This window comes from Tolypothrix bouteillei VB521301, from assembly GCF_000760695.4.
GTDB lineage: Bacteria > Cyanobacteriota > Cyanobacteriia > Cyanobacteriales > Nostocaceae > Scytonema > Scytonema bouteillei_A.
Window position 1 is genome coordinate 2,462,663 of the sequence record NZ_JHEG04000001.1, and the last position, 20,397, is coordinate 2,483,059.

The following is a 20,397-nucleotide window of genomic DNA, read 5'->3' on the forward strand; positions in this document are numbered from 1 at the left end:
TGAATGATGAAACCTTCAATTCATAATTCATAATTCATAATTCATAATTTATATGTCAAAGGTTTACACTACAGAAGATCTCATCCAAATTCTGCGTTCCGAACGCCAAGCTTGTCTCGAAGGAAAGCGTCTAAAGTTAGCAGTCACCGTCTCCGGTAATCCTCTTATAGACCAATTTATCAAAACAGACGGATTGCAAAAGTTTACTGCTTATCAAGATTTCAAAGCCGCTATCCACGAATACCAAAGAGAACATCAAGTTTCAGGTATTGTGTGGCGTGAAATAACTATTCGAGAAAAGACATTACGCTATCCAGAAGTCGATGCACAGCTTATAGCTTTACCCAATGATATCGAAATTCTAAAAGCTGCAAAGAATTCTGTATTAGAGTTTTGGAGAAATGTTTCTTTAGGCTTGGATTTGTACTTAAGCATTAATAATAGTAAAGAATACAGACAAATAATGATATCTGACGTAGATAGAATGACTCAAAGAACAGAATGGGCAAGTCTATGGAAGTGGGAAAATTCTAATTTTTTGGAAATAATTTTACAACTAGGATGGGGTAAGCCAGAAGAAGCTTCTTATAAGCGAGGATTTCCCACTTCAGGTAGCGAGTACATTCATGCGGTTAATTCGGGAAATCTTCCCATTGGTTAATTGTAGAAGCACAAAAGTCCGTGAAGCGATCGAGCGAATCGGAGGTGATGCGTGGTATTATGCCAAAACTAAAACAACAAGCTTTGCTTGTAAGTTGAGGTTTTGGTCAAGATTGCATAACTAAGTGCAATTAATGATAGGGATTCACAAATCCAGCATCTTTAACTGTATTCAGTTTATAAAACCTGTTCCACTTACAACTGGGGCATTGAAACCAAATTTTGTTCTTTGACTCGTACTCAATGAACGATAATTTTGTTATGCCACAAGCCGGACAGGTATCATACAAAGCAACTAGAGCAAGATTGGAAGTAACTGCAATTAACTCTTCGGGATCGAAAGGTTTGACTATGTGGGAATTAAACCCAGCATTGAGAGCAAGTGTACGCGATTCTTCAGTTGCCATTGCTGTTAAAGCTATCGCTGGAATTTGTCTTGTTGGTTTAGTTAAACTTCTCACTTTACGAATAAGTGAATAGCCATCTTCAACAGGCATAGCAAGATCGCTAATTAGAATATTTGGTTTGTAACGCTCAACTTCTTCTAAAGCAACACTCACTGACGTTGCTGTTGTGACTTGTGCATTAAATTCTTCAAAAGTGAATTTGAGCAAGTCTAGAGTATCGGCATTGTCATCTACTGCCAATACTCTCAAACCGTCTAGGACTTGTACGTTCTCCATACGCCTAAACACTTCTATATAGTTTGATTAGCAAGTAAAGCCATAGTAAGCTTTAGTAGGTTGTTTGACAAAAACATACTGCAATTACAAGGATTACTTTCAGTACAATCAATACAATTTCATTCGCTAGTCTGAGTAATTCTGATTAAACTCTATAACTATAGTTAAAGTTATCTACCAGCAGAATGAGAAAAATAAATATTAATAAATTTTAAAATTTATTAATATTTTGCAATAATTCTAAATTTGATGTGGTAAAACCATCTCAATTAAGATTGAGAGAAAGAAATATTGTGTTCTATAAAGCTTCTGTTCTCCTAGCACTTGGCGATCGCCGATCGCTTCAAGATGCTGAGATGAAACTTGTGCGCTTCTTCACTCATAAACTTGCGGAGCGCTCAGTAAGTACCCTATTCTTTGAGAATAGATTAGCAGTCACCTTTGATAATTGGTCGTTATACATTTATTTAAACTCCGAACCGGAGGTTCTCAAAGAATCACAGGAAATAGCAAGTACTTTTGCTCACAACCATCCCGATCGAGCAGTCATTGCTACTTGTAAGTCCCGTTTTGAAATTAGTTCTGATTCAGACCCAAGTATGGCTCATTTCAACGATTACATTTTAGTTGTTGAGCAGTTAAGCGAGCTTCCTGGAGCATTTGTATTTGAACATGCTACTCAGGAATTTATGTAGTATTTAACTAAGGTCATTATCTTTAAAAAATCAGTATTTCTTAACCAGATGTTAGGGTAGTTTCAGCACTTTGACGAACGGAAGCATCTTTATCAAGCATTAACTTTTGCAGCACGCGAACAGGAGCGCTGGGATTACGGGCAACTGCATAGCGAACAGACCAATTGTCATCTTGTGCTAGCTTTTCAAAAAGATAGACTGGAGTATTTCGGTTCCAAGCAACACCTTCACGAGCTTTTTCAGCCTTATCTTCTGCTAAATATTCCAATATAGGAATAGGGGTTCTCGGCATACAAGCAATTTTGTAACGGCTCGTTGGATCGCATCTTGACACCGCCAGTTTGGCACAATGTAATGGTGTATTTTGATTTGTGGCAACAGCGATCGTGACATTGATATCATCATCTTGTGCTAACTTTTCCAATAGGTGTGGAGGAGTTTTGGAACTGTAAGCAGCACTGGCACGCAGTTCCCAATTGTCGTCTAATGCCCACTTTTCTAAAAGAGAAACAGAAATGTTGGGGTTTTCGGCAACACTCATATGAACTACTAAGTTGCTTTGTAGGGCTAACTTTTCTAAAAGATGAAGAGAAAGGTTAGGCTGTTCGGCAATTCTGGCACGGGTGAAGGAGCTTTGATGGTTCACCAATTGCTCAAGCCAATCCTCAGGAATAAAAGTTGTGCTACTGATATGATAGTTAAGCAGACTTGCTAGAGTTTCTACAGGCATATTATTAAGGAAATTAGGAATTTCAAGCATTAGCAGAGAAAAGACAGGGTTGTTGAGCAGCTCTTTGGGAAACTTTTTTCCTAATTCCAATAATATTTCTGTTGGCGTATTAGGATTAGCTGTGACATGGCGACAAATCGTTATATCGCTACTCGTTGCTATTTTTGCGAGTAATTCTGCAGGAGCATTTGAATTGCTAGCTACAAGTTGTGCTAATTCAAGATTACAGGCAGCGAGTTCTTGCAGGCGATCGCGTGATGTGTTTTCGTCAATGGCTTCTTGTTGAAGTGTGCGAACATTTTCAGATGGAATTGTCATGCTTGACTTTTGGATTGTTTTCTATCTGAGTGCAGGAGGCGGAGCCACCGGATCGAGATGAGAACCCGCGAAGGCGGGTTTTGCCTGTGTAGCTGCGAATTCCATTCGCCCGTACATTCAATACAGGAGGCGGAGCCTCTAAGCAGGCATTCCCAGGCGGAGCCTGGGAACGAGGTCAACAAGAGTATGGAAACGCGGACAGATTCACTCCCAGTGGTATTACCAATTCTTTTGACACAATATCAATCCAAACCACTGATTTTTATCAGTCCATACCTTTTGCGGGACTAAACCTTTTGCTTTCAATTCTTGCTGAATATTATTGAGGTCGAATTTGCGAGAAATTTCAGTGAGAATGGTTTCGTCTTGGTCAAAAGAAACTGTGAGGTTTAAAGCTTGTAGTTCAATGGTTTGCGATCGCAAACTGCGTAAATGCATTTCTATCTGATTTTGCGTTTCATTGTAAAAAGCCCAATGTTCAAATTGTGTTATGTCAAAATTTCCTTGATACAGCCGATTGAGATGTGCCAGCATATTTAGGTTAAATGCTGCGGTGACTCCTTGGCGATCGTTATAAGCAGCTTCTAACAAATGTTTTGGTTTTTGCAAATCTATACCAAGGAGGAAATATTCTCCTTCTTGTAAAGCATTAATGATTTGATTAAAAAACTCATCGCATTCTTGAGAATTTAAATTACCCAACGTACTACCGATAAAACAGATTGTTCTGGTAGGTAATTTGGTGGGTTCAAGCTGTGCCAACGCTAATTCATAGGTTCCAGCTAGGGCTTGAATTTTCAGTGTGGGGTACTCTGCTAGTAGTTGTAGGGCAGTACTTTCCAACATTCCAGCGCTGACATCAATTGGGACGTAGTGCAAATTATAACCAGCTTGATAATAGGCATCCAGTAGAATACGGGTTTTGGTAGAACTACCACTGCCAAGTTCTACCAATTCACAAGAACCCGTTATTTGAGCAATTTCACCAGCGCATTCTTGTAAAATTGCTGTTTCTGTTCGCGTTACGTAATATTCTGGTAATTCACAAATTTGCTCAAATAGCTCAGAGCCTCGGTCATCATAGAAGTAACGAGGGGGTAAGGATTTAGTTCTTTGAGTTAATCCCTTGACAACATCACTTCCTACATTAGAAGAAATAACCAAAGTTTGTTCCTGCAAACGCTGTATTTGCAAGCGTTCTTCGTGAGAATTTTGGGAAGTCTCTTTGCTACCGACAGCCTGAGATGTAGTCATTTATCCTCCGTTGACTTGGGCGGTTGGAACTCTCAACTTGAATTCGCGTTGAGAGTGGTCTTTACAAAAATTTAAGCAGAAAGGCTGCCTTTTCTATTTAATGGTAGGATAAAGAAACTGCGATCGCTTATACACAATGACTGGTATTCTAGAAAAAATTTTTACTTTACCAAAAATCTGGGTTTAAAGCCCCGTCCTTCTAGGACGGCTTTTCTTCAATTTCCGAATTAACTCGCGAATCACATCGCTTTGAGTGCGATTTGTTTCTTTGCAATGCGCTACTAGTATCTCGTACTCTTCGTCTGAACACCGCACTGTTAATTTTTTCATGCCGTCATATTGCCGTCGATGGTGGTATAATAGTAGCATGAAAACATTGAAGTTTAAGTTGTACGAACACAAGCGCAATAAGTACCTCAAGCGGATGATTAACGCTTCTGGGGTAATTTACAATCATTGCATTGCCTTGCACAAACGATACTATCGTATGTGGGGTAAACACTTGAGTTGCACGAAACTTCAATCACACATTGCCAAGTTGCGGAAACGTAGTGAGTTTTGGCAGTCGGTAGGCTCTCAGGCAGTACAGGATATCTGTCAGCGCATTGAGAAGGCATACCAATTGTTTTTTAAGCACAACAAGAAGGGGGTTCGTCCACCGGGATTCAAGAAAGTCAAGAAATACAAATCGTTCACCCTAAAGCAAGCAGGGTACAAGTTTTTAGGTGGCAATAGAGTCAAGATTGGAAATCGAGTTTATCAATTTTGGAAGTCTAGAAGTTGGGAGGGAACGGTCAAAACACTAACCATCAAGCGCACACCTTTGGGTGAATTGTTTATGGTGGTTGTAGTTGACGGTGTAGTTGAACCAGAAATCAAATTCACGACTGGTAGAATAGCGGGATTTGATTTTGGCTTAAAGACGTTTCTCACTTGCTCTGATGGTTCGAGTATTGAATCTCCTCAATTTCTCAAACAGTCTCTCAGCACAATTAAAAAAGCTAGCAAACAGCATTCCAAAAAACTAAAAGGCTCATCCAACCGAGAAAGGGCCAGAAAAAATCTGGTACGCAAGTACGAGGATGTTTTAAACGCTAGACGCGATTGGTTTTGGCAACTAGCTCACAGTCTAACTAATAGGTTTGATGTGTTGTGTTTTGAAACGCTCAATCTCAAAGGAATGCAACGTCTTTGGGGGCGGAAAATATCAGACCTAGCTTTTGGAGAATTTCTACAAATTTTAGAGTGGATTGCCAAAAAGAAAGGCAATTCTGTCATATTTATAGATCGATGGTATCCGTCTACTAAAACTTGTTCTAGTTGTGGACACGTTCTAGAAAAGCTGGATTTGTCCGTCAGAGAGTGGCGCTGTCCGTCCTGTCAGTTAGTGAATGGGAGGGACGAAAATGCAGCTAAAAATATTTGTGCAGTTGGGGCATCAACTGTTGGGTTAGGTGATGTAAGACGGGCTGTGCCTGCAATCGCTGTCTGAGCCTAGAATCCCCACGCCTTTAGGCTGGGGAGTATGTCAACCATGTAGTTGCTTGCGAGGATTCTCAACCAAGAGTGCTGCCATTATTGCACTCAACCAAGCCAATCCGGTACAAATTATCATTACCAATCTAAAAGTATCAACGAAAGCCAATTTGACAGCTGTTTCCACAGCATCCACATTTTCCGGTGCAACCCCGACAATTGGTGCTATCTGACCGAGTTGTCTGGCTTGAGATTGTAGTAGAAGCCGTGCAGCATTGGATAAGTGAATACAGGTTGTATGCTCTTGTAACGAAAGCGAATAGGTAGACAGCGCTAGCGAACCAACTATTGCGATAGCCAGCACCCCAGCCGTTCGCGAGACTGCGTTATTAATTCCCGATGCAGTTCCCGCATACTCTGTTCCCACTGAACCCATCACAGCAGTCGTCAACGGAGCCACTGTAATTGCCATACCCAAGCCAAAGACGACAATTCCCGGAAAGAATGTTGTCCAATATTCGGAAGCTCCGCGTGTCAACCCCACAAAAGCCATCAACAGAAACCCAAGCCCAGCAAGAAAAGGACCAACAATCAGTGGTATGCGGGGACCGTAACGATCTGCCAACTGACCAGCCCAAGGAGACAATCCACTTAAGAGTAAGGCAAATGGCATATCTGCCAATCCAGCAATTGACTGGCTGTAACCCTGTGCTTGGACTAAGTTGAGACACAAGAAGAAAGTACCGACACTCAATGCTCCATAAAGAAATAAAGTTAACAAATTAGTCCCACTAAAGGTACGTGACTTAAAAAGGTACAAAGGCATCATTGGATGGGCAGAACGTGCTTCGACTGAGATATAAGCCAATAGCGCGATCGCCCCACCACTTAGTGTTCCATAAATGCGGGGATCGTGAATGCCAAAATCGTGTAGGGAAATAAAACCGTATGTCAAACCTGCCAATCCAAGGGTTGCAAGAATTGCGCCCAGGTAATCTATTTTTACAGAAGCTTCTTCGTTCCGGCTTTCTGGAACTTTTAAGTAGAGGATGATTAACGTTGTGATTCCTATAGGTAGGTTGATTAGGAAGACCCCACGCCAAAATCCAGCCTCTGATAGCAAGCCCCCCAGTACAGGTCCGGCAACTGTCACAATTGTAGTTGCAGCCGACCACGTTCCGATCGCTCCACCACGATGTTCCGGTTCAAAATAGGCGGTGATGATAGCCAGACTACCGGGAATCATCATTGCACCTCCAATACCTTGCAAGATACGTGCTGCAATCAAAAATTTGGTAGTTGGGGCGAAACCACAAGCCAGTGAAGCCAGAATAAACAGGCAAATGCCAATTGCAAACACCTTTTTTCGCCCCAGTTTATCGCCAAGCGAACCGCCCACTAAAATGAGAGCAGCGAGCATGAGTAGGTAGGCGTTGACAATCCACAGCAGTTCTACACCAGTTGCTCCAAGATTGCTCTGTAAAGCGGGGAGGGCGACGTTTAGGGCGGAAGCGTCGATAAAAGCCATGCTTGAGGCAAGAATTGTTGATAGTAGCACCCAATGCCCAACTTTATTTTGTACGGGACTTAGTGCATTTTCCTGCTGAACCAGCTTTGCTTCGACCATGATTGCTTGTCTTTGTGTAGCGAAAATCACAGAAATTTTAACCTATGGGATGTTTGAGGAGCAAAGTCCCATTGCGATCGCATTTCCTATTATATGCACCCAATATTTGATTGACGCTCTGCACAGCTGCCCCGCCCTAGCGCTTCTTACACGCGAGCACAGCGAAATCCTGCCAGGATTTGGCGCACGTGAGGATGATACCAGTTACGAAAACTACAGCGCAATGCCCAAGGACGTGTTGCCCAACTACCACCTTTTAAAACACGATGCTGTTGGTCAAAATAAACTTGAGAATACCCTATATAGGGGTAACTTTGGAAACCGGGGTAACTATCAAACCAAGTCGCTGTCCATTCCCAAACATTGCCTAGAGTATCGTACAAACCGTATGCACTCTGTCCGTTAGGAAAGGCATCGACAGGGGTTGTTCCTTTGTTGAAATTGTTATGATTGCAAACCTGTCGCGTGGGTTCTTGGTTTCCCCAAGAGTATAATAGACGACGCTTCAATTGAGCATCCCAACTAGCTGCTTTTTCCCACTCCGCCTCTGTAGGCAATCGTTTCCCTACAAACCGTGCATAAGCTTCTGCTTCGTACCAACTGACACCACAAACAGGGTGTTTTTCCCGATCGCGATTGCTAGACCAGTAAAGTGGTTGTGTCACTTGCGCTGTTTGCAGCCATTCCCAACCCGCTTTTGACCACCATTGTGGATTCCGATAACCGCCTGCCTCCATAAATACTTTATACTGGCCGCAAGTTACCGGATAGCGATCGATCCAATATGTATCTAGGTACACCCGATGCGCCGAACGTTCGTTATCTAACGCATCCACTGAATTGTTTCCCATCTCAAACTCGCCTGCAGGAATCTCAATCGTGTCAGGGGAGAGGAGGGGGTTGGGAGAAAAAATTTTACCTTGTCCCCGTGTCACCTTCTCCCCCTTATCCCTCTTCAGGATTTCTAACAAGAAGGTAGCAATTTCGCAGTGTTGACTTTCGTGTTGCAGTATGAAACGCCAAAGACGATCTTGTTTTTCTAAATGGGCTACTTCCAAATAGTGTAAAACTTTGTCTCTAACAACATTTAAGTAATAACGAGTTTCTTCCAAGCTGGGTAATTTGACTCGCTCTGTTTTTGGTAAGCCATCAGCAGCAAACAACTTTCGGTACTGTGGAAACAAGCACGGAAAACCTGCAGTGCGTTCTAACAACCATAAGGACTCGGTGTAAGCTATATGCCCTAAATGCCAACCAACAGGGCTAAAGTCAGCATGAGCTTGCTGACAAAAGCTAACTTCATCAATTTCTTCAAATAGAGTGAGGGTTTTAGTGCGACATTGATGGTATGCACTACAAATGGTTTCTTTTAAATTAGATTTGCTCAATTCTGATATCACAATTTTCTCCAAAACTGAGGATGCTATTTTCTTCAAAAGGAATCCAGTTACCAGTAAATAGTGGTTCGGATGCAACAATCGTAGAGTTGGGAAAAGTTGGATCGTTACACAACCAGTAAAGAGATGGCGCAGGTGATTTCGTCCCAAAGCGAGAAGCTATGAGACGTTTTCCATCACTGATAACGATATTGGCAAGGACATAGGTTTGATGGCTTTGTGCTAACTCTGCAAGGTGGAGCAATGTTGCGTGTAAAGCTTGCTCCAAACTTTTCCCTGGATTAGCTAACCACTGGTTGAGCACTAAAGCAAAAATATGTTCTGAGTCTGTATTTCCACCAATCCATTTATAAACTTCATCACTTAATTGATTGCGTATGGGTCTGTAGAGAGTTTGCCGGAATTTGTCAATTCTACCATTGTGTATAAATAACAGATTCTGATACTGGAATGGCTGAGAGTTGCTAAAATCTAAAGCTTGACCGGGGGTAGCACTGCGGACATAGGCGATCGCACATCCCGACTCTACATAACGACTGAGGCTTGGTAGATTAATATCATTCCAAATGGGGAGTGTATTTTTGTAGATAAATGGTTCTGTCTCTTGATAAGAATGATACCAACCAACACCAAAACCATCAGCGTTTACCACTCCTGAAAGCATTTCACGTGGTTTATAGCTTTGAACTATGAGTGAATGGTCGGGTTGATATAAGAGAGGTTCGAGAGAAGTGGGGGAACCAAGATAAGCAAGTAATCGGCACATAAGCGGGGAATTTGTTCTCCACAATTTGAAATTAAGTTGATTTGCTGAGAATTTCCTGAATTTCCAATAAATTTACAGTGCAATTTGCCCTGGAGCTTGCTTTTATTGCATAATAAAAAAATTTTATGAAAAAACTTAATATAAATTAACATTATATCAACGTTACTTTAAATTTGTTCAAAATGCTCAGAAGTTTAAATACAGCTTATGGCTAATTCAATCGCGGTCATTTTTCCTTATCGACATCATCAAACATGGGTCTTTGATGATGAACAAGTTGGGCTTGTCAGCTGCACAAAGCTGCTTGTCTCACTCGAAAATTTTTAAAACCCAAGCAGTATTGGGCTCTGCCTCACTGTATAGTGAGCTACGGTGGTGTACACAAGTCTTATATAGTGCATTCATTGCGGTTTCGATCCCCCCTCACCCCCCTTAAAAAAGGGGGGAAATTCATTCCAATTCTTCCTTTTCACGATGTTTTATCTCTTTTCTAGAGATCTGTACACCACCGTAGGTATAGTGAGGCAGAGCCTTACTGACTGTGTTCGCCTCTGGCTGAGAACGAAACAGTACTGAACGAGCAGTGCTATCCACATTCTCTCGCCTTGACACTCCCTGTTCCTAAAGGGTCAGTAACTGATTGAGTTGTTAAGCTACAGCCTCAACAAAGACCATTTCTTGTTCTTCTTGTTCTGTTTTCTTCTCAACCGTATGATTACCAGTCAAATCAAACTCGTACCATTCATTGCGCCAGTTCAAGCGGAACTTAAGGCGAGTCCAACCTTGGGGAAGATTGGGACACGCAATAGGACCAAACTGAGTCATGCGGACTCCTCCAAACCCAAAAACGACTGCTTGCCAAACTCCACCCGCACTAGCAGCATGAACTCCTTCGGCTGCGTTACAGCGTACATCTTCTAAATCAACTAACGCGGCTCGCATAAAATGACTGTAAGCTTCCGTTGTTTGGTTGATGTCGCAAGCGAGAATAGCGTGAATGGCGGGACCTAGTGAGGAACCGTAGCTGTGATCGGTACGGGGGCTGTAGTAATTCCAATTGGTTTCTAGGGTTTTTCGATCGTAGCGATCCCGCAACAAATACATCAGCATCAACACATCTGGCTGCTTGAGAATTTGCTTTTGATTTGTGGCTTCAATTCCCAAAAGACCTTGCATTGATTTTGTCCGAGGTTCGTATTCAGCTAGGTTGACATCTTCTAGTTGGAAGAATCCCTCAAATTGTTCCATTAAACCAGTATTTGGATCTTGGTTAACGTAGAGCTTGTTGGCAATCAACGCCCACTTTTCAAACCTTTCTGCTTCCAAATTTAGTTTTGTTTTCAATTGTGCTGAGGTGTCAGGGTAAGCTTGGCACAACCAGTCCCACAACATTAGAGCCGATTGTAAATGCCACTGTACCATCAAATTGGTAAAGGCGTTATTGTCTACGCGATCGTGATTTTCATCAGGTCCGATGACATCACGAATGTCATAACTATTGCGCTCTGGGTTCCACTCAACCCGACTTTCCCAAAACTTAGCTGTATCTAGAATAATTTCAGCACCGCGATCGCGCATCCATTCATCATCACCCGTGTACAACCAGTAGTGCCAAGCAGCATAAGCTACGTCAGTGCTGATATGCACTTCAATATCGCCGCACCAAATACGGATGGACTCACCGTTTAAACCGGGTACCCAACGGGGAGTGACTTCATCACCCGTTGCAGCACTTTCCCAAGCATACATTGCACCTGCATATCCGGCTTCTTTTGCCTTGCGTCTTGCTCCTTCAATGGTGTGGTGGCGATATGTCAGCAAGTTCCGCGCCAGTGCTGGTTGAGTCAAAGTCATGAAGGGAAGGATAAAAATATCTGTGTCCCAAAAAATATGACCGCTATAGGGAAATCCAGAAAGTGTTTTTGGAGGAATGCTGACGCGATCGTCATGGAGGGGCGCAGCAACAATTAACTGGAAGAGATTGTAGCGAACGGCAATTTGAGCTTTGATATCACCTTCAATAACAATATCGCTGTCTTGCCACACTTTCTCCCAAGCAGCAATGTGAGCGGCTAACAAAGTGCTATAGCTGGGTACTTCCGCCAATCTATTTAAAGCAGTGGTCATGGGAGTTTCTGTTTCCCGTGACGTAAAGACGGTGATAATTTTTTCTACTGTCACTGTTTGTTTTGGCAAACAGTGGAAGGAGATGGAGGTGTGAGGGTGTGAGGACAATTCTACCTTGTCCCCCTTGTCTTCAAAATTCCCTTCTACTAAAAGCTTAGCGGCGATCCCAAGCTGCATTTTTGAATGGAGGGTTTGGCTGTGCAGCCAAATTGTATTGTCCGCACTTCCTCCATCGAGGGTTTTCCAGTGTTTGACCCCGTGGTTGTGGGGATTGGGATCGAATTCAATTTCTACAGAAACTTCTCCCTCGAAATCTTGTGATGTGATTTGACATCTGATAGCTAAAACGTGTCGATCTGCAAGACTGGCAAATCGCTCAAAGTGAAAGTCTATGGTGTGACCTTTTGGGGAACGCCACCGCACTTCACGATTGACTATACCCAAACGCATATCCAACCGACGCTCGTAATACATAATTTCACCAGCATCGAGTCGGAAGCGTTCTCCTCCCACATTCACAACTAGGGTTAGCCAGTTGGGACAGTTCACCAGTTCTGTAGTCGCGATCGCAACGTCATCATAAATACCATGTATGAATGTTGCGCTTAATTCGTTGGAATATCCTTCCTCAAAAGTACCCCGCGTTCCCAAGTAACCGTTCCCAGTTGTGAAGACTGTTTCTTTGTGGTGCAGTTGAGCGGGGTTGAACTCAGTTTCAATAACGTTCCAACCATCAGAGTCAACGAGCTGTTGCTCGTTTTGGGTAGTTTGATTCGAGAGGTAAACCATTACTTAATAAAACCTATAGTGCTGTTGTTGACAGACTGAAATAAAAGTTCTAGGGGTCAAATAGCAATTCATTACAGACAGTTTGCTTTATATGACTGCTGTATAGTTACCGAGAGTGACACCCTCTGAAAAAGTATGGTTCCCACTTTCGGTGCTCAATAGAAAGATATTATGAAGTTTTTTTGATGAGAAATTCTAAACAGAGAAATACAATTTTATTAGTTATACATATTCTTAATTTATTTTTTACAAATTGTTGTTAATTAATCCTGCTTTATATGCATGATTTAGAAGCCTTTCAGCATTTATTCGTACAATGACAACAATTTTTACTCTAAATATAAAAAATACTGAAATCTCTTAAATTTTAGGCACAACAGCTTAGTTATTGATAGTTAGTAAAGCTTTTCAACTTTGCCAACTATCAATCCTTATCTTTAATAAGGGGTATATTTTCCCATTTTTTAAATGTGACGAGCTAAAAGCCTCACTATCAATCCTTATCTTTAATAAGGGGTATATTTTCCCATTTTTTAAATGTGACGAGCTAAAAGCCTCTACCACAAGAACGAAATTTTGGAGTTTTTTCTTGCCTGTATGCTTGCCATCTAATGTATAGCTGTAGGGACAGACAGTAAAGAACGGGTGATAGTATCCGCCCGAGTACGTGAAAGCAACGCCGAACGCTCGCGACTGGGGCAGAAGGTGCAAAAGCTTTTAATTTAAGCTTTAACCCAGACCATCTCATCAAAACCGTTCTAGCAGAAGTTAAAGAAAAATATTATTAGAAATTTTAAACTCCCCAGGCAGGATTCGAACCTGCGACCAATCGGTTAACAGCCGATCGCTCTACCACTGAGCTACTGAGGAACGTCAGTCACAATTACTTATAGTAAAGTAGAAAAATAGAAATGGCAAGTACTTTTGCAAAATTTCTCGGAAATTCTTTTGAACTTGCGTTCGCGTATAACCATTCGGGCATAGCCTACGGCAACACGTAGCGCCTGCTGTGTACGCAGCATACCAGAGGTCAAAAGCACAATAACACTTTTGGCTTAGATGCGCTTGGCTCTAGACCTTTTTAGCCTCAAAAGGCTCAAACATATTTTGGATTGAAGCAACCTCTATAGTTATGGCTTTTGGGATTGAGCGCGAGATCTCAAGATTTCGTCACCCCCATTCGCAATTCAGCCAATCGTTGACGTGCTTTATCATCAATAGAGTTTGCTAAAAATCTTTTGTGAGATTGTTTTCGGGATTGGTACTTCTGCCGCGCTCGACAAACGCTAGCTTCTACCTCATAACACAACTGCTGTGCTGAGAGCCATTCTGCCCCATATCCCATAATTGTTAACTGCTGTGCTCTGTCTGATGTGGCAACAATCACGCGAGATATAATGGATTGGGCTACTTGGTGTCTTAAAGACGCACAGAGTTTTTCAATATATGTGTCTGCAGTTTGCCCAAAATCAGTATAATAAACCGATAGAAGCTCGGTAATCGTTTCTCTGTTGCTACAACTGTTTTGGTATTGAGCATCAAAAACGATCTGGGTATCGTAGCCTTGGAAAGCACTATAACTGGTTAAAGCTTCTATAAGTTCCCAGCGTGCAGGTTCCAAGCCTGCTTTGTCACGGGTTTTCCTTAAACAAGGCCAAGCGCCTATTATGTTGTAGCCGTCTACTAATAAGACGGCTTGGGGTGAGGAACGCGGCATGATTTTTATTCACAGTCTTCAAAAGTTAACCAAATTCATTCATAACTTTTATAGTACTTCAATCATGCCTTGTAACATTATGTTACAAAATCAAAAAAATGCTTCAGCTATTCCAAATCGGCTCTGACAGGCTGTAACAAAGTATTAAGCTAAAGGCAAAGGATGAAGTGTGAAGGATGCCAGTTCAGCCTTCGTCCTTTTCTTCATGCAATTCCATTAAACGCTGTTTCAAGCGATCGGGTTCACCTCGATCTACTAAAGAACCTTTTTCTAATAAAAAAGCACCATCACAATAATTTAATTCTTCCAGACGATGGGTTACCCAAAGAGCAGTAATCCCACGGTTTTTTACCAAACTGCGAACCCCATCTACCAATTCCAATTGGCTATCTGGATCGAGTAAGGCAGTAGGTTCATCCAATAAAAGGACTTCACACCGACGAGCTAAAGCACCCGCGATCGCAATTCGCTGTTTTTGTCCTCCACTCAAGGCATAGATGGGGCGCTTTTGCAGTGAGAGTAAATTTACAGCGTCTAAAGCTTCTTCAACCCTTGCCCTAACAGCAGTTAGAGGAAGTTTTTCTTCCACTAGCCCAAAAGCAACATCAGCGCCAACAGTTGGCATGACCAGTTGGTGATCTGGGTTTTGGAAAACAAAGCCGACAGGGTGCGAAAGTTTAACTTCCCCTGACTGAGGACTTAACGTTCCTGCTAAGAGTCTGAGTAAGGTGGATTTACCGCTGCCATTCGTACCCAAGAGCATCCAAAATTCTCCCTTAGGCACTTCCAGGGAACAACCTTTTATAATATTGCTTCCCGATGACCAGCTAAAGTTTAAATCTTTGACCTCAATACCAAGTTCTGTCATTTGTTCTGAGATAGGTGGTGGTGGTAGGGGGATAGGGGGTAGGGGTTAGGGGGATAGGAATTGAGCTATTCTCCCTTGTCTGCCTTGTCCCCCTTGTCCCCAAGGTCATCGATCACCAATCCCCGATCGCTACTCAGATGCGAGGGCAAAGAAACCGGGCGGTCTGCCAGTTCCCGCTGCTGAGCCATCTTTCTGAATCACTTGTACCCCTGCAATTTCACTGGCTCTGACTGCAATTTTCTTTTCGGTTTTCCCCTCACTTTGCAATTCCACAATATCAGGATTACCCGATCTCATGGCTGTCAAAATAAGTTGATACAGTTGTTCAGCGTCTTCAGCTGACTTACGTTCCACCGATATGGGGAAGGCTGTGTTTCTTACTGTTAAGTCAATGGTATACATCTATTACTCGTCAAACTTCAGGCTCAGGTCTCATTCTAGCGTTAGCAAAGCGGAGATGGAAAAAGTAGGACATGAGGGGGATCTCAAGAGTTGACGGAATTATACATTAGATTAAGAAGTTAAATTTTTTTGAAAATACACTGGAAAATTTCACGATTTATACATAGAATTTAAATTAGTGTCAGTTAAAAATTGTAAACTTGACTGACAAACCTGTTAAATTTCTGCTTGTCGGGGGCGCTTAACCGTTTATCGGCAGGCAGGGATAGCAAACCTGTAATCATAAAAGTTTGGAGATTTGTTGCAATGACCATCGCAGTTGGACGTGCCCCCAGTACAAGAGGGTGGTTTGACGTTCTAGACGACTGGTTGAAGCGCGACCGTTTCGTATTCGTAGGTTGGTCGGGGATACTGTTGTTTCCCTGTGCATTCCTCGCCCTCGGCGGTTGGCTGACCGGTACAACATTCGTAACAAGCTGGTATACACACGGCTTGGCGTCCTCCTACTTGGAAGGATGTAACTTCCTGACAGTAGCAGTATCCACACCAGCAGACAGCATGGGACATTCGTTGTTACTGCTGTGGGGACCAGAAGCACAAGGAGATTTCACCCGTTGGTGTCAGCTTGGGGGGTTGTGGCCCTTCGTAGCGCTACACGGAGCCTTCGGTCTGATCGGGTTCATGCTCAGACAGTTTGAAATCGCCAGACTCGTAGGGATTCGTCCATACAATGCGATCGCGTTTTCCGCGCCGATAGCAGTGTTCGTGAGCGTATTCTTGATGTACCCCTTGGGACAATCATCCTGGTTCTTTGCACCAAGCTTTGGCGTCGCAGCGATCTTCCGCTTCTTGCTGTTCTTGCAAGGGTTCCACAACTGGACACTCAACCCATTCCACATGATGGGAGTGGCTGGTGTACTCGGTGGAGCGCTGCTGTGTGCGATCCACGGAGCAACAGTAGAAAATACTCTGTTTGAAGACGGCGAAGGCTCGAACACATTCCGCGCCTTCAACCCCACCCAAGCAGAAGAAACCTACTCCATGGTGACAGCAAACCGTTTCTGGTCACAGATTTTCGGGATTGCGTTCTCCAACAAGCGCTGGTTGCACTTCTTCATGTTGTTTGTACCAGTGACAGGTCTGTGGATGAGTGCTGTTGGGATTGTCGGTTTGGCACTTAACCTGCGAGCATATGACTTCGTGTCGCAAGAATTGCGTGCGGCAGAAGACCCAGAATTTGAAACATTCTATACCAAAAACATTTTGCTGAACGAGGGTATCCGCGCTTGGATGGCTCCTCAAGACCAGCCTCACGAGAAATTTGTCTTCCCTGAAGAAGTTCTACCTCGTGGTAATGCGTTGTAATAGCTCTCTATTTCAACACCTTTTGTAGATAAAAAAGCCCTGCCCTCCAGCGGGGCTTTTTATTTAGAGGTTGGGGGGACAAGGGGGATAGCGGAAACAAGGGAAAAATAGCGATCGCTTATCCTCAATCTCCACCCTCATTTCCAAAAACTTGTGTTATATTGGTTGAAGTGAATAAACCAGAGGTTCAATCCTCTTTATTTGAGATTAAGACCGTTCAGGCAACAAGGAGGTGATGCCCATGATAGAAAGTAGTAAATGCATGGGTCATCAGGTTGCTGAATATCGGCTGTGTGCCGGGGCTGTTCTCTAAGAGCTAGCCTTAGCTTTTTAGCATTGCTAAAAGCTAAGCAGCTAGACTAGTTGGAGTTCCTTCCGGCAGTCTGGTTGCAACCTGAAGACCCGCTAGACCGCTCTAAGTTAGATTCCTTAATCTAAGTTAGAGCGGATAGTTTTATGAAGGGTTAGTAGAAGCGCAACGTCTTGCGCCCGTACACGGTTAATAGTCGATCCAGAAAAAGCTCAAATTCACTCTTCTTGAGTGGGAACGTCTTAAGACAGATAACGTCGTAATCTCTGACAAACTAAAATTAACACTGATGTCTCAAATCCAGAGAACCAGTGCATCTTGATAAAAAAAAGTCATACCAGGGAACCATGTCTAAGGGATAAGGTGTGAAGTATCAAGGATAAAGAGAGGTAGCTCGGGTTTAACCTGTAGCTAGTACCTACAGAAAAAGGATAGGACTTACACACAGCGCCCTTGTGAGGCGATTTCTGAGAAAGATTGTTCCTCTATAAGAGGGCAATTCTTTGCCTCCTACGATAAGTTACCGATTGTTTCCTCGGTGATTTATTTTTAGGAAATCACCTTAAGGGGGTTGGGGGAGCTGCAAAGTTTAAAATCCTCAAAACATCCTTGGGGTTGCGTAAGTTTTAAGAGCGTGTATTTCTTTTATCCTCTATACTTAAATCTTTTTTGAGCGTATTCCGTAGTAGGGGAGGCACAAGTACGTGAGGAAAATAACAAGACATTTTCAGTACAAAGTGTTACAAAGGATCTAGTCGGAGTCGTTGGGATGATGTGATATGGCGCAGCTACTCTCTCAGACTGAAATTCAAGAACAGGCAACCTATTTGAAAAGTTGGACGGTGTCGGGGTCACAATTGGAGTGTACCCGCAAGTTTCAGGGCTTTGTTGAAGCGATTGATTTCGTAAACAAGCTTGTTGAACCTGCTGAAACAGCAGGACACCATCCTGACATAGAAATTTCTTACAACCGAGTCAAAATTTCACTGACTACCCATGATGCGGGTGGATTGACACAAAAAGATTTTGACTTGGCAAAAGTGATTTCTCAAATCTAATAAGTGCTGCGAATGTTACTTGTTTTGTCAAAGGCGTTATCTATTTTAGATAACGTTTGGAGAGTATTTTTTACAAAATGTCATTGAGTTGTATCTGCGTAAGTGAATGCAAGTTATGTGACAGTTCAGAAGGCGAACGCTGATATCTTGTCATCCGGTTCAAGTGAACTATAATTACAAACTATGCAGCTATGTTTTTGCATAAGTTAATTACATTAATTCTTTACCTAAAATTAACTAATCGTTAGCTTGGCAAAAACTAAAATGGTGTGTAGAGGGCGTATATGCCTAGTCCACAAGTATCAACAAAAACTGGCGAATCCGGAATAGTTGTAACAAACAAAGTTATCTATATAAGGTGTGAGGAGAAGAGGAAAAATGGCTAATATCTTGTGGAAATCTTTAGTGGTAAGTCCTGCAGTTTTAGGCGCAACATTGTTGATGTCCGCAACTGCAATGGCTGCTCAAAATCCCACAGAGAGTGAATTTGTGACAGCAGGAGTCGCACAAGTAGGGACTCAAGAGGCTTTCACATCCCCATCAACAGCTTCAGGTGTTGCTGAAGTTGCCAAAAAGCCAGAAGTAGTGGCTCAAGCGCAGCCTGCAACACAAAACAACGTGTTAGACCAAGTCAATCAGTACACCAACGAGGGCAGAGGTCAAAACCAAGCTCAGGTAACATCTGTTTCTCAATTTTCTGATGTACAACCAACAGATTGGGCATTCCAAGCATTGCAGTCTTTGGTAGAACGTTACGGTTGTATTGCTGGTTATCCTAACGGAACCTATCGCGGTAACAGGGCTTTAACCCGTTATGAATTTGCGGCTGGTTTAAACGCTTGTTTGGATAGAGTCAATGAACTGATTGCAACAGCAACAGCTGACTTGGTAAGAAAAGAAGATTTAGCTACCTTACAAAGGTTGCAAGAAGAATTTGCAGCAGAACTGGCTACTCTACGCGGTCGAGTTGATGCATTAGAAGCACGGGCTGCAGAATTGGAAGCTAACCAGTTCTCAACCACAACCAAACTCGTTGGTGAAGCAATCTTCGCTCTCACTGATGCTTTTGGAGATACCACGGGTGACAACAACAACACTGTCTTCCAAAATAGAGTTCGTTTGGACTTACAAACTAGCTTCACAGGTAAAGACGTTTTGCACACTCGTCTTGCGGCTGGTAATGCCAATAGGTTTAACGTTGGTGGTATTAACAATAACACCAGTGCTGAAGGTTTGCAGACCTTCAACCTCAACAACAACGGTAATGATGTCCAGCTAGATTGGTTGGCTTACTACGTTCCCATTGGACCTGCTCAACTTTACGTAGCAGCCACTGGCGGTATTCACAGTGACTATGCAGCCACCAATAACCCCTATTTTGAAGACTACGACGGTGGTAATGGTGCATTGTCTACCTTCGCTTCTGAAAACCCCATCTACCGGATTGGTGGGGGTGCAGGTGGAGCGCTAAATATTAACTTTGGTAAAGGTGGCGGTATCCTCAGACCCAGTTCTTTAACTGTAGGTTACTTGGCATCAGAGCCAAATAACCCCGGTTTGGGTTCAGGTGTGTTCAACGGTAACTATGCTGCTTTAGGACAATTGAACTTTAACCTGGGTCAAAGAATTGCATTAGCTGCAACCTACGTTCACGGTTATCACGGTTCTGGTAGCAATCTATTTGATGCAGGTGGACTAGCAGGTACCGCTGGTAACACAAACCTTCCTGTGGTAGGTACTGCACAAGCCAATGGATTGAGCACTGCATCTTCAAGTAACTCCTACGGTTTATCCGCAGCCATCAGACCAAGCGACAAATTCTCCATCAGTGGCTTTATTTCCTACCATGATGTAACAGGCTTCGGTTCCAATGATGACTTTGAGGCTTGGAGTTACGGAGTAGGCGTCGCCCTACCTGACTTTGGTAAGAGAGGTAACGTTTTAGGTATTTTTGCTGGTGCAGAGCCCTATTCCCGCAACCGTACTGGTTTTACTGGTAACGATACACCGTACCATGTTGAAGGTTTCTACAAGTATCAAGTCAACGAAAACATTTCCATCACTCCTGGTGTTATCTGGCTGACAGCACCCGGTCAAAACAGCGACAATGACGATGCTTTCGTCGGTACTTTGAGAACAACATTTACGTTCTAGG

18 protein-coding genes and 1 tRNA gene are annotated in these 20,397 nt (G+C 42.9%); 6 read left to right on the forward strand and 13 right to left on the reverse strand.

Annotated features, from left to right (window positions below; all coding sequences use genetic code 11):
* Positions 1–52: 52 nt before the first annotated feature.
* On the forward strand, positions 53–661 hold the full coding sequence (locus HC643_RS09910) for a hypothetical protein (RefSeq protein ID WP_038081883.1): 609 nt from the start codon (positions 53–55) through the stop codon (positions 659–661).
* A 130-nt stretch (positions 662–791) separates the two neighbouring features.
* On the opposite strand, the gene HC643_RS09915 is transcribed toward HC643_RS09910, so the two are convergent.
* Entirely contained in the window at positions 792–1,343 is a 552-nt protein-coding gene (locus tag HC643_RS09915) for a response regulator (protein WP_063779532.1), read from the reverse strand.
* 251 nt (positions 1,344–1,594) lie between these two features.
* On the opposite strand from HC643_RS09915, the gene HC643_RS09920 reads away from it, so the two are divergent.
* A complete protein-coding gene (locus HC643_RS09920) occupies positions 1,595–2,038 on the forward strand; it encodes a hypothetical protein (RefSeq protein WP_137986435.1) in 444 nt (147 codons plus the stop codon).
* A 40-nt stretch (positions 2,039–2,078) separates the two neighbouring features.
* Here HC643_RS09920 and HC643_RS09925 read toward each other — a convergent pair whose 3' ends face one another.
* The 3 genes from HC643_RS09925 to HC643_RS09935 all read right to left on the reverse strand — a co-directional run bounded on the left by HC643_RS09925 (position 2,079) and on the right by HC643_RS09935 (position 4,709).
* A complete protein-coding gene (locus HC643_RS09925) occupies positions 2,079–3,086 on the reverse strand; it encodes a hypothetical protein (RefSeq protein ID WP_038081881.1) in 1,008 nt (335 codons plus the stop codon).
* 219 nt (positions 3,087–3,305) lie between these two features.
* Entirely contained in the window at positions 3,306–4,340 is a 1,035-nt protein-coding gene (gene egtD / locus HC643_RS09930; protein WP_038081880.1) for an L-histidine N(alpha)-methyltransferase, read from the reverse strand.
* 183 nt (positions 4,341–4,523) lie between these two features.
* A complete protein-coding gene (locus HC643_RS09935) occupies positions 4,524–4,709 on the reverse strand; it encodes a ribbon-helix-helix domain-containing protein (protein WP_237265861.1) in 186 nt (61 codons plus the stop codon).
* Between HC643_RS09935 and HC643_RS09940 the strand changes: the two genes are divergently transcribed.
* Complete coding sequence (locus HC643_RS09940) at positions 4,708–5,832, forward strand: RNA-guided endonuclease InsQ/TnpB family protein (protein ID WP_038081879.1); 1,125 nt, start codon at positions 4,708–4,710, stop codon at positions 5,830–5,832. The genes HC643_RS09935 and HC643_RS09940 overlap by 2 nt on opposite strands.
* A gap of 36 nt (positions 5,833–5,868) precedes the next feature.
* Here the strand turns inward: HC643_RS09940 and HC643_RS09945 are convergent, their stop codons facing one another.
* The 9 genes from HC643_RS09945 to HC643_RS09985 all read right to left on the reverse strand — a co-directional run bounded on the left by HC643_RS09945 (position 5,869) and on the right by HC643_RS09985 (position 15,509).
* Entirely contained in the window at positions 5,869–7,473 is a 1,605-nt protein-coding gene (locus HC643_RS09945) for an MFS transporter (protein WP_237265862.1), read from the reverse strand.
* Positions 7,474–7,589: 116 nt separating this feature from the next.
* Positions 7,590–8,843 (reverse strand): ergothioneine biosynthesis protein EgtB, encoded by a 1,254-nt coding sequence (gene egtB / locus HC643_RS09950; protein WP_038081923.1) that lies wholly within the window; start codon positions 8,841–8,843, stop codon positions 7,590–7,592.
* Positions 8,818–9,606, reverse strand: coding sequence for an ergothioneine biosynthesis protein EgtC (gene egtC / locus HC643_RS09955; RefSeq protein WP_038081877.1), 789 nt, complete (start codon positions 9,604–9,606; stop codon positions 8,818–8,820). The genes egtB and egtC overlap by 26 nt, the downstream gene beginning before the upstream one ends.
* Before the next feature lie 450 nt (positions 9,607–10,056).
* On the reverse strand, positions 10,057–10,218 hold the full coding sequence (locus HC643_RS09960; protein ID WP_153021509.1) for a hypothetical protein: 162 nt from the start codon (positions 10,216–10,218) through the stop codon (positions 10,057–10,059).
* A 36-nt stretch (positions 10,219–10,254) separates the two neighbouring features.
* Entirely contained in the window at positions 10,255–12,522 is a 2,268-nt protein-coding gene (locus HC643_RS09965; RefSeq protein ID WP_038081875.1) for a glycoside hydrolase family 65 protein, read from the reverse strand.
* A 798-nt stretch (positions 12,523–13,320) separates the two neighbouring features.
* Positions 13,321–13,392: transfer RNA gene (locus HC643_RS09970), tRNA-Asn, on the reverse strand.
* A gap of 289 nt (positions 13,393–13,681) precedes the next feature.
* Positions 13,682–14,239, reverse strand: a complete 558-nt coding sequence (locus HC643_RS09975) for an NYN domain-containing protein (RefSeq protein WP_038081874.1) — start codon at positions 14,237–14,239, stop codon at positions 13,682–13,684.
* Between the two features lie 184 nt (positions 14,240–14,423).
* Positions 14,424–15,107, reverse strand: coding sequence for an energy-coupling factor ABC transporter ATP-binding protein (locus tag HC643_RS09980; RefSeq protein WP_038081873.1), 684 nt, complete (start codon positions 15,105–15,107; stop codon positions 14,424–14,426).
* A 129-nt stretch (positions 15,108–15,236) separates the two neighbouring features.
* Positions 15,237–15,509, reverse strand: a complete 273-nt coding sequence (locus HC643_RS09985) for a UPF0367 protein family (protein WP_038081872.1) — start codon at positions 15,507–15,509, stop codon at positions 15,237–15,239.
* 306 nt (positions 15,510–15,815) lie between these two features.
* Between HC643_RS09985 and psbD the strand changes: the two genes are divergently transcribed.
* The 3 genes from psbD to HC643_RS10000 all read left to right on the forward strand — a co-directional run bounded on the left by psbD (position 15,816) and on the right by HC643_RS10000 (position 20,396).
* Positions 15,816–16,874 (forward strand): photosystem II D2 protein (photosystem q(a) protein), encoded by a 1,059-nt coding sequence (psbD, locus tag HC643_RS09990; RefSeq protein WP_038080114.1) that lies wholly within the window; start codon positions 15,816–15,818, stop codon positions 16,872–16,874.
* A 1,089-nt stretch (positions 16,875–17,963) separates the two neighbouring features.
* Entirely contained in the window at positions 17,964–18,242 is a 279-nt protein-coding gene (locus HC643_RS09995) for a 4a-hydroxytetrahydrobiopterin dehydratase (protein ID WP_038087096.1), read from the forward strand.
* A gap of 378 nt (positions 18,243–18,620) precedes the next feature.
* Positions 18,621–20,396 carry an iron uptake porin gene (locus tag HC643_RS10000; protein ID WP_038087092.1) on the forward strand — a complete coding sequence of 592 codons (1,776 nt, stop codon included), beginning with the start codon at positions 18,621–18,623 and terminating at the stop codon, positions 20,394–20,396.
* The last annotated feature ends 1 nt before the right edge of the window (position 20,397 follow it).